10 protein-coding genes are annotated in these 9,607 nt (G+C 32.3%); 2 read left to right on the top strand and 8 right to left on the bottom strand.

Features of this window, described 5'->3' with window-relative positions; all coding sequences use genetic code 11:
• Positions 1-145 precede the first annotated feature (145 nt).
• Both lnu(I) and EG240_RS15500 read left to right on the top strand, forming a co-directional pair.
• Positions 146-916: a lincosamide nucleotidyltransferase Lnu(I) gene (gene lnu(I) / locus EG240_RS15505; protein WP_125020247.1), complete on the top strand. Its 771-nt coding sequence runs from the start codon at positions 146-148 to the stop codon at positions 914-916.
• Between the two features lie 151 nt (positions 917-1,067).
• A complete protein-coding gene (locus EG240_RS15500) occupies positions 1,068-2,234 on the top strand; it encodes a tetracycline-inactivating monooxygenase Tet(X2) (protein ID WP_008651082.1) in 1,167 nt (388 codons plus the stop codon).
• A gap of 257 nt (positions 2,235-2,491) precedes the next feature.
• Here EG240_RS15500 and EG240_RS15495 read toward each other — a convergent pair whose 3' ends face one another.
• From EG240_RS15495 to EG240_RS15460, 8 genes are all read right to left on the bottom strand, one after another.
• On the bottom strand, positions 2,492-2,980 hold the full coding sequence (locus EG240_RS15495; protein WP_006260877.1) for a hypothetical protein: 489 nt from the start codon (positions 2,978-2,980) through the stop codon (positions 2,492-2,494).
• 3 nt (positions 2,981-2,983) lie between these two features.
• Positions 2,984-3,898 (bottom strand): relaxase/mobilization nuclease domain-containing protein, encoded by a 915-nt coding sequence (locus tag EG240_RS15490; RefSeq protein ID WP_006260876.1) that lies wholly within the window; start codon positions 3,896-3,898, stop codon positions 2,984-2,986.
• Positions 3,899-3,900: 2 nt separating this feature from the next.
• Complete coding sequence (locus tag EG240_RS15485; protein ID WP_006260875.1) at positions 3,901-4,200, bottom strand: plasmid mobilization protein; 300 nt, start codon at positions 4,198-4,200, stop codon at positions 3,901-3,903.
• 95 nt (positions 4,201-4,295) lie between these two features.
• The gene (locus EG240_RS15480) at positions 4,296-5,174 is read right to left on the bottom strand and encodes a toprim domain-containing protein (RefSeq protein WP_235830404.1); all 879 of its coding nucleotides are present in this window, start codon (positions 5,172-5,174) and stop codon (positions 4,296-4,298) included.
• Between the two features lie 293 nt (positions 5,175-5,467).
• Complete coding sequence (locus EG240_RS15475; RefSeq protein WP_006260873.1) at positions 5,468-6,703, bottom strand: primase-helicase family protein; 1,236 nt, start codon at positions 6,701-6,703, stop codon at positions 5,468-5,470.
• 96 nt (positions 6,704-6,799) lie between these two features.
• Positions 6,800-7,099, bottom strand: coding sequence for a DUF3853 family protein (locus tag EG240_RS15470; RefSeq protein ID WP_006260872.1), 300 nt, complete (start codon positions 7,097-7,099; stop codon positions 6,800-6,802).
• Between the two features lie 175 nt (positions 7,100-7,274).
• The gene (locus EG240_RS15465; protein WP_006260870.1) at positions 7,275-8,174 is read right to left on the bottom strand and encodes a hypothetical protein; all 900 of its coding nucleotides are present in this window, start codon (positions 8,172-8,174) and stop codon (positions 7,275-7,277) included.
• Positions 8,171-9,442, bottom strand: coding sequence for a site-specific integrase (locus EG240_RS15460; RefSeq protein ID WP_006260869.1), 1,272 nt, complete (start codon positions 9,440-9,442; stop codon positions 8,171-8,173). Before EG240_RS15460 ends, EG240_RS15465 begins: the two co-directional genes overlap by 4 nt.
• Positions 9,443-9,607 lie beyond the last annotated feature (165 nt).

Raw genomic sequence — 9,607 nt, 5'->3', positions numbered from 1 at the left:
GTTGGCGGTAATTTGAAGAAACGATTAACAACGAAAAACATTCAAGAAAATGAAGCTATAAGTAACTGTAAGATAGAATAAGAATTGAAATATCCTTTACTACGCTAAGTAGAAAGGACGATTGTTAATATTAAAAAATTAGAAAATGATACAGTTACAGATGATTGACAAAACAAAGTCAATAGCTCAAAATGATAAAAATATTTCTGCCGTATTTATGTATGGGTCATTTACCAAAAATGAAGGGGACAAATATTCAGATATTGAATTCTACATCTTCTTGAAGGATAAAGAAAAATTTTCCGCTGAAAATTGGGTAAGCCAAATTCATCCTTTGGCATTATATTTTACCAACGAGTTTGGAAGTGAAGTTGCCATTTTTGAAAATATGATAAGGGGGGAGTTTCATTTTTTGACAAACGACCAAATGGAAGTTATCAAATCGTGGGACGGATTGGTAGAGTTTAGCGACTTTGACAAGATGATTTTAGTAGATAAAGAAGATTTATTGACTAACACGCTCAAAGAAATAAAAACTAAAGTACCTGATCGAACAACAAATGAAAATATCCTGTGGTTGAGCCAATCATTGTTGAATGTTTTACTTACAACAAGCAACTTAATTAAACGACAGGAATTTGCTCACGCTTACCAAAGCTTATCAAATGTTCAAAAATATTTACTTTGGTTAATAAGAATTGAAACATACCAAACCAAACATTGGGAAAGTCCAACAAAAAGCTTGGAAAAAGACATAGATCCAGATTGGTATTCGTTATTTCAGCAGACAACATCAGAATTAGATCCGACAGATATTAAAACAGCTTTCAAGAAGACATTAACATTGACTGAAAAACTTTTTGATAATCTTGGAGTTGAAGCAAAATTAAAGGGGGTATTAAGGAGAATTGAATAAATAAACTACCGCCAACATTGTATAAGCGTAATGCGGGCGAAGTGGCTAAAATTTAGTATTTTGCCATCTATCAAAGTTCGTGTTGGCGGACAGTGTATTGCTCCGAAAACCCGCACTACGCTTATACTTGACCGTTATGTGCCATTTTTGAATGACAATGCGAATAGATACAGACAAACAAATGAATTTACTTAGTGATAAGAACGTTGCAATAATTGGTGGTGGACCCGTTGGACTGACTATGGCAAAATTATTACAGCAAAACGGCATAGACGTTTCAGTTTACGAAAGAGACAACGACCGAGAGGCAAGAATTTTTGGTGGAACCCTTGACCTACACAAAGGTTCAGGTCAGGAAGCAATGAAAAAAGCGGGATTGTTACAAACTTATTATGACTTAGCCTTACCAATGGGTGTAAATATTGCTGATGAAAAAGGCAATATTTTATCCACAAAAAATGTAAAGCCCGAAAATCGATTTGACAATCCTGAAATAAACAGAAATGACTTAAGGGCTATCTTGTTGAATAGTTTAGAAAACGACACGGTTATTTGGGATAGAAAACTTGTTATGCTTGAACCTGGTAAGAAGAAGTGGACACTAACTTTTGAGAATAAACCGAGTGAAACAGCAGATTTGGTTATTCTTGCCAATGGCGGGATGTCCAAGGTAAGAAAATTTGTTACCGACACGGAAGTTGAAGAAACAGGTACTTTCAATATACAAGCCGATATTCATCAACCAGAGATAAACTGTCCTGGATTTTTTCAGCTATGCAATGGAAACCGGCTAATGGCATCTCACCAAGGTAATTTATTATTTGCTAACCCCAATAATAATGGTGCATTGCATTTTGGAATAAGTTTTAAAACACCTGATGAATGGAAAAACCAAACGCAGGTAGATTTTCAAAACAGAAATAGTGTCGTTGATTTTCTTCTGAAAGAATTTTCCGATTGGGACGAACGCTACAAAGAATTGATTCATACGACGTTGTCATTTGTAGGATTGGCTACACGGATATTTCCTTTAGAAAAGCCTTGGAAAAGCAAGCGCCCATTACCCATAACAATGATTGGGGATGCCGCACATTTGATGCCGCCTTTTGCAGGGCAGGGAGTAAATAGTGGGTTGGTGGATGCCTTGATATTGTCTGATAATCTAGCCGATGGAAAATTTAATAGCATTGAAGAGGCTGTTAAAAATTATGAACAGCAAATGTTTATCTATGGCAAAGAAGCACAAGAAGAATCAACTCAAAACGAAATTGAAATGTTTAAACCCGACTTTACGTTTCAGCAATTGTTAAATGTATAAAATGGAATAAAACGGCACATAACAAACAAATTGGCAATAGAGCCGGTGAAGTACTTCTATTGAACTTTTGTGCAATGTTGAAGATTAGTAATTCTATTCAACATTTGTGCTAAAAGTCGGCTCCATCGCCAATTTGCCAAACGTTAGTAAATCTTTTAAAATATTGTGAACCTATTCCAACAAAGTTATTCCATAAAATTTTGAGCCTTCAAAGCTCTAAAAATTTTACGGAAATAACTTTGATAAACACTTTTCAATTATTGCTTTTGACTCCACTCTTTGAAAGATTTAGCTGTCCTTGGATTTTTGTTAAAAAACTGATTTACATTTTCTAATTGATTTATTAATTGCCCCTTTTCTTTTTCTAAACGCTCATACTCCGATTTCTCAATAGTATTCTTAACAGCTAAATACATTGAAAAACCTGTTGTTAAAAGTAAAAAGATGTTCAATACAATCAAGTAGAATAACCTCTTTGAGCTAACAGCCTTGTGAACCTTCAAAAGCTCCTCATTATTTTTTGTTATCTCTCGATGAAATTGATCGAAGTCATTCTGTAAGCGTTGTCTTTGTTCTTTTTCTATCTGTCGAAGTTCAGCAACATTTACTGTTACTTTGATGTTACTTAATTCTTTGATGGTATCTAAATGAGTTTTTTTACTTTGTTTTATCGTGTGTTCTAATTGTATGACTTGCTGAAGTAATAGTTCTGTCATATCAGTGAGTTTAGGTTGGTTCTTTGCCATTGTTTATCTTTTTAGTGCTCTTCGTTTACGTTTTTTTTGTTCATCATCTTCATCGTTACCACTAAGTTGAAAAGCAGATAACAAACTAAATAAAACAGACACATCTGTTTTCCAATTCTGCATTTGTGGTTCGATTGCTTCTTGCTTAGTTAATAGTTTTTCTACTTCATTCTTTGACTCTGTGCTTGCTGTATTTTTAAATAAATCATTCAACTTCATATTTCGGTCAACTTCACTTGCTTTTAGGTTTGTATTAGTTGGTAAATGAATAAAGCGATATCCTTGAATATTCCCCTGTTTATTAATAGTTGGTTTAACCTCAATATCTTTTTCAAGCATTAATCGAATGTATTGTTGTAAATCTTTTGGTTCCTGTCTTAAAACTTCCCTATGAGCTGTTTTGATAGTGTTTTTAGCTATTAAGTTTGTGTTGTTAGCTCTTTGTTTCTTATTCTCGTTTTCTTGTCTTATAGACGTCCAACCGTATTTAAGTGCTATTTCGTGAGCAACTCTTTGAGCTTCAAAACCAATGTAATTATCTTTTAGAGCTTTGCCATTTTCATCTATGCGATTGGCGATGATATGAATATGTTTATGCTCTTTTTCTGTATGAACAAAAGCAATGAATTGAGCTTTGGTAGGATCGATTTGTAAACCAAGTAAAAACTCAACGGCTAATGCTCGTAAATCTCTATCGCTCATCTTTTGACTATCTACAATAGTTGGAGATATAACAGCCGATATTGTGTTGTTTTTACATCTGCTGTTTTGATTTTGTAGTATCTGCATCGTTTGAAACATATCTTTCGGAGTATCCCCCGAAAGATTGTTTCTTAATAGCTCATATCCCTTTTTATCATCAATTACGTAATTGAATAATGCTGTGCCACCAACACAAGATTTTGCTTTAGCTATCATAATTACAGTAGTTTTTGTAAGTGAGTCCGAATTAGATTAGCTGTTTCAATAGTGTGTTCTTTAACTCCTGTTGTATCACCAAGCTTAAAAAGGTTGCTTATTCGCCTAAAATTATCTGTGTATTTGTTCAGTAATTTGTAAACTTCAACTTCATCAGGAGTTAATTTATACGCTAAAGAATAGTCAAGTGCGGTGTTTCGGATGTACTCCGAAACGCTACAACCTACTTTTTCTGCTTTGTTTTTTATGATTAGAGCCTCTGTAAGAGTTACTCTAAATTCTATCTTCTTTGTTTTTTTCATCGTCTTACCCATTTTGCGACCTTCGGGAGAAAAACGAGTGGTCTTTGGTTGTCAAATTTCCAATTTGTAAGGACAAAGACACATCTCGATAATTCTCACGTCAAATCATTGCGGTTAATAGTTAGTAAATAATCATTCAAATCTTTGTGATTCTCGTACAGTTTTCGTCCATCAACAACGTTTGTATAGGTCTGAGCTACTTTTTGAAAGGCACTTTCTCCAGCTTTATCATTGTCGAAACAACAAATAATACTTTCATACTTTAATTCTTTGTACAAAGTATTATTGATACTTTTATCCATTTGTACATTGATACATTTATACAATTCCCCATTTGTACATTTGTACAAATAATTATTTGGTGTTTTAATTATTGTATTATTCAACATTGATACGGAATTAAGAATCAAATAATCATATTGCTTTTCTGCATTTGGATAAAGGGTTAAAAAGCTGATGTAATCACTCCAAGATTCAAACAAGACAATATGTTTACTTTTGTTATCAAAGTAGGTTACTGCCTTTTTTCCAAGACACATTTTTATATACACGTTTCTTAGTTCGAAACCATTTATGGTGGTATTGGGAAAACCAACAGCGTAATATGATTTGTTGTTTAGAGTATAGTGTACTTCCTTACAATAAGTTTGAGCCATTTTAAGGCTAAGATTACGCTCAGTGATATATTGTATCAAGTTTGGATGTGTTAATGGCTTAATCGCTTGAATTGTATATGTTGGTTCTTGAATAATGTTAGAACTCACAATAATTGGCTGATGAAAAGAAAAAGAATCGTTTTTGAGCAATTCTAAAGCTGATTTAATATCGCAATTATTGTACTTCATCACAAAATCAAGTGTTGTTCCACCAAAACCAGCAGAATGGTCATAAAACACGTTTTTATCAATATTCACTTTAAATGATGCTGTTTTTTCAGTTCTAAATGGACTGAGATACCACCAATCAACTCTCATTATTTTGGTTGGGGTATGACCTAACTTTTTAAGTAAGTCTGTTAGGCTAATTTGTTTAGCTGATTCACAATTCATACGTTTTGAAATAGTCGGGTTAAAAATCTGTTTTTTTTGATGCAATGATGCAGAAAGGTGTTAATCAATTGTATTTCAATAAAATACTCTGCATCACTCTTGCATCACTGCATCAAACTCATTTTGTTTCTTGCATCACTCTTGCATCAAACTTGATGTATTTTTAGTTTGATGCAGACTTTGATGCAGTGTAACTTATTAATAAACAATAGTTTAATCTATTCTTGCATCATTGCATCAAATATTTTATAGAATAAATCTTTTTTAATGATGTAGTAACGTCCTCTACGTTCTATTTTAACAAATTCTCCATGAGATAAAAGCTCTATTCCTTGATAAGATTTTGTGTTATTTTGTGGTTCGAAATCCCATTTCTTTAAAATCTTTCTTATTTCACTAGCAGATATAATTAGTTTTGGGTTTGTCTTGCGTAATAACAAGAGTAAATCATTGGGAGCTACGCAAATTTCATCCTCGGCAACCTTTTCAAAGCACAGGTTTAAAAGTTCTAAAAGTGAAATCTCTATTTTGTTTTTACTAATTAGTTTTAAAAGGGAAGCTGTAAGTATCTGTTTAGGTGTAAACCACATTCGGGTTTGTTGCGTGGTGTAATAAGGTCGTAGAAGTAAGTATTTGATGAAATAAGGAACTTCACTTGTTAGCTTCTTGATAAAGTGAACGTCTTCTGATTCAATAGGTTTAATCTTTCGAATCCAAAAACGTATTTCTTCTTCGTCTATTTGAATGAAATCATCCTCATTGTTAGAGCAAAGAATAAACTTGGCGAAAAACTCTATTTCCTGTCTGTCTTTTCCCTTTGCTTCAACTTTGTCTTTGTCAGTAGTAGAAAGGTACTTTAAACGCTCTGTAATCTCTTTCTTATCAAAGAATACTTCGTCTATGGCAACTAATAACATACTTGCCCAATCAGCGTTAAATTGAGAACCAAAAGAATCTCCTTTGATATAAGTCATATTGAGTCCAAAGATATTTTTAAGCCATTTAATAAAAGAGCTTTTTCCTGTTGCACGTTCTTTACTAACAAGGCACAATATTGGTAAGGTTTGCGTTGGCTTCTCATACAATAGCTTTAGATAGTCTAAACCATATTCGTATTGTTCACTTCCGAATATGTGCTTTACAAAGTGTAGTGAGTTTGGAATCAATTGTTCTAATTCATTTAAGTTAAAATCTTCTTCTATTGGTTTCATATTTAATTCATTATAGGTATTAAAAAAATTTTCTACGATTGGTTGATAGTTAAGATGGTCTGGAATACAGCAAAAGCCATCTAATTTTAAGACGTTCTCTAAGTAGGACTTTCCGTGATCTGATACAATCGTTTCACGAGTCCAACGCACCATTACTTTAACTTTATCACCTGATATCAAAGGTTTTTCGATGATTTTAAAGTAAGCAGTTCCTACTCGGATATAGGGTATATCTAAGCTCATATTTACTTGTGTTTTAATAATCCTTATCTTTATACGATAAGAGTTGAGTTATACTTTAATTGGATATTAAGGGACGATTTGCACAAGTTGTCCCTTTTATTTTTTAGCGAATAGTTCTAATGCCAAGTCAGCATCGACTATAATTTTTCTACCTCTTTGGATAATCGCTTTTTTGATATGACCTTCTTTCTTGATTTTATTAGCAGTGGTAATACTGCACCCAAGTAGGTCTGCTATACCACGTATTCCGTAAACATAACGCTTTGTAGATTGTTGCGTTTCTTGCGAAGTATTGAGTTCTTTAAAATCCTTTATAGATACTGTTTGTAATAACTGTAATAGTTCTTCTCCTGTCATTTGCCAAACTGGCTTTTCTTTTAATTCGCTTATATACATAGTTTTAGTTTTTAAATTATACGATTTTGTGATGTTCGAACAATTCAAAACTACGATGTGTGTAAGGTGGAGAGGGGGTGGAAAAACACACTTTATTGCACAAAAAAACCACTTTAGTAAAATTCTAAAGTGGTTCAAAGGTGGATTTATAAATTTTAAAGGCTTTTATAGTACTTTATTGTTTAAAAGCTGAATCAATGAGATTGCGATACTCTTTTAATGTATCATTGGCACTGCTACCTGTTATGTGTTTATACTTAGAGTCATAAGTTGCTTTCTTAATCTTAAATTCTTTTAATATTTGAGCAAACCACTTTTTCTTTAAACTTTTGTTTTCTATGTTATTATGTAAGCAATGAATTACATAAAAGAAAGTGTATAGAAAATCCTCTTTGATTTTTATTTTATTCACTGTATGTAAGATATTTATCTCTCTATAAAAATCATATTCTGATATATCTTCAATAAATTGATTGTTTACTATACTATGTAGTTTACTAATAAGTCCCATTGAAAATATAGGCTTGTCATTAATAAAAAGATAATCATTGTCATACATTTCATAGTCCTTAAAATTTGATTTCACATCTTTTAAAAGCCTTTTACTATGATTATATATCTCTTGGTGGTAGTCGTAGTTTAAAAAACCTATCTCTTTGTAAAAACTTGATTCAAAGTAGGTTTTACGTTCAGGCAATTCCGTTTCTCTATACAATTCCATTGTTAAATCATTATCTGACAAACTATTTTTATTTCTTTCTCGGTATTTCTTTAACCGAAGTCCATCTCTATCAAGATTAGTGAAGAAATCAGAATTTTTTTCATACAACTTAATTATTGTCTCCAAATTTTCTCTAACAATAGATAAAATTTCTTTTCTTTCTTGTGTGTCTTTTGCAGAATCAATTCGGTCTTTAAAATCAAACATTAAGATATTAATCATATATTGTCTATAAATATCTTGGGAATCGAAATTAAACGAATTTCCTGATGTGTTTAATTCTTTTTCCCACATCACTATTGTGTTATCAGTCATAAATCTTGTTAATTCTAATTGGGCATCTACTGTATTCATATCATATCAAATTTAGTCATTGCATTCGCTTTAATCGTATCAGCTACATCAATATAAGGCTTCATTGATTTGTAGTCTGAATGTCCTGTCCATTTCATTACAACCTGTACAGGTATCCCCAATGATAAAGCGGTACAGATAAATGTTCTTCGCCCTACGTGAGTGCTTAAATGTTCGTATTTGGGTTTTACTTCATCTATTCTTTCATTGCCTACATAGTAGGTTTCTCTAATCGGTTCGTTAATCTCTGCTAACTCTCCAAGTTCTTTTATGTAGTCATTCATCTTTTGATTAGAAATAACAGGTAGAGCCTTTCCTTTTTCAAAAGGTACATCTTTGTACTTCTCTAATATTGCTCTACTGTGTTTGTTTAATTCAACTCTCAGCATATCATTTGTCTTTTTGGTAACAAACTCAATAGCATCATTTTTAATGTCGTGTCTTGTTAGGCTAAAGGCATCTGAATAGCGAAGTCCTGTATAGCAACAGAAAAGCAATACATCACGTACACGTTCTAAGTACGACTTTGTGCCTAAATCCGTTGATTTAATCTGTTCGATTTCCTCTTGAGTTAAAAAGATTATCTTTTTAGATGTTTCCTTTAGTTTTGGTTTAAACTCTTCAAAATTATAGGTAATTGTATAATTGTTGTTTTTACACCACTTCAAAAACCACTTTACAAAACTAATTTGCTTTTCGATGGTGCTATTACGCATCTGTTTTTCAATGCGTAAAAATGAAACGTAGTCTAATAACGTCTTTTCGTTAATATCAGTAAACTGAAAATTGCTTTTGAAAGAAAAAAGATGTGAACGAACAGTATTAAACTTGGTGTAAGTAGCAGTTGTCCAATCATTGCGTTTACCACTACTTTTTACAAACTCGTCAAAAGCTGTAAAGAGATTCTTTTCTGTTGCTGATATGGTTTGTTTATCTGAGTAGCGTTTTATTTCATCTTTTAAGAGTTCAAAAGAAGGTACTTCGTTTTTCAATTCATACTCTTTAAAGATTCTATCAATCGTAGTAGATAGCTCCTGTATTGCTGTATTGATTTCGGAAGAGCTTTGTTTTAGCTTATTGGTACACCCATTGCGTACCTTTTCTTTTGCTTCATCCCATTTAGAAGCATCAATGCGGTAGCCTGTAAAGAGTTCTACACGGCCACCATTATATACCACTCTTGCACGAATTGGAACGTTCTCTGTGATTAATACACCATCTTTCTTTCTCTTTTCAATAGCAATAGTTATCTTTCTTTTTATAGTCATAGTTATTTGTAATAGCACCCAAATATACACCCAATTTTGATACTATCATATAGTATTTTAAGGTATTTAATCGACTTAATAAAAACATAACTACCAATAAATCAAAATAATAGTATTTTATCACACTCTATTTATATATGGGTTATATTCCCTCTTTCTCCGCAA

It is taken from the genome of Paenimyroides tangerinum, from assembly GCF_003865405.1.
Taxonomy (GTDB): Bacteria; Bacteroidota; Bacteroidia; order Flavobacteriales; family Flavobacteriaceae; genus Flavobacterium; species Flavobacterium tangerinum.
The sequence above is the reverse complement of the archived record's forward strand: the minus strand, read 5'-3'. Positions and strand labels throughout refer to the sequence as shown.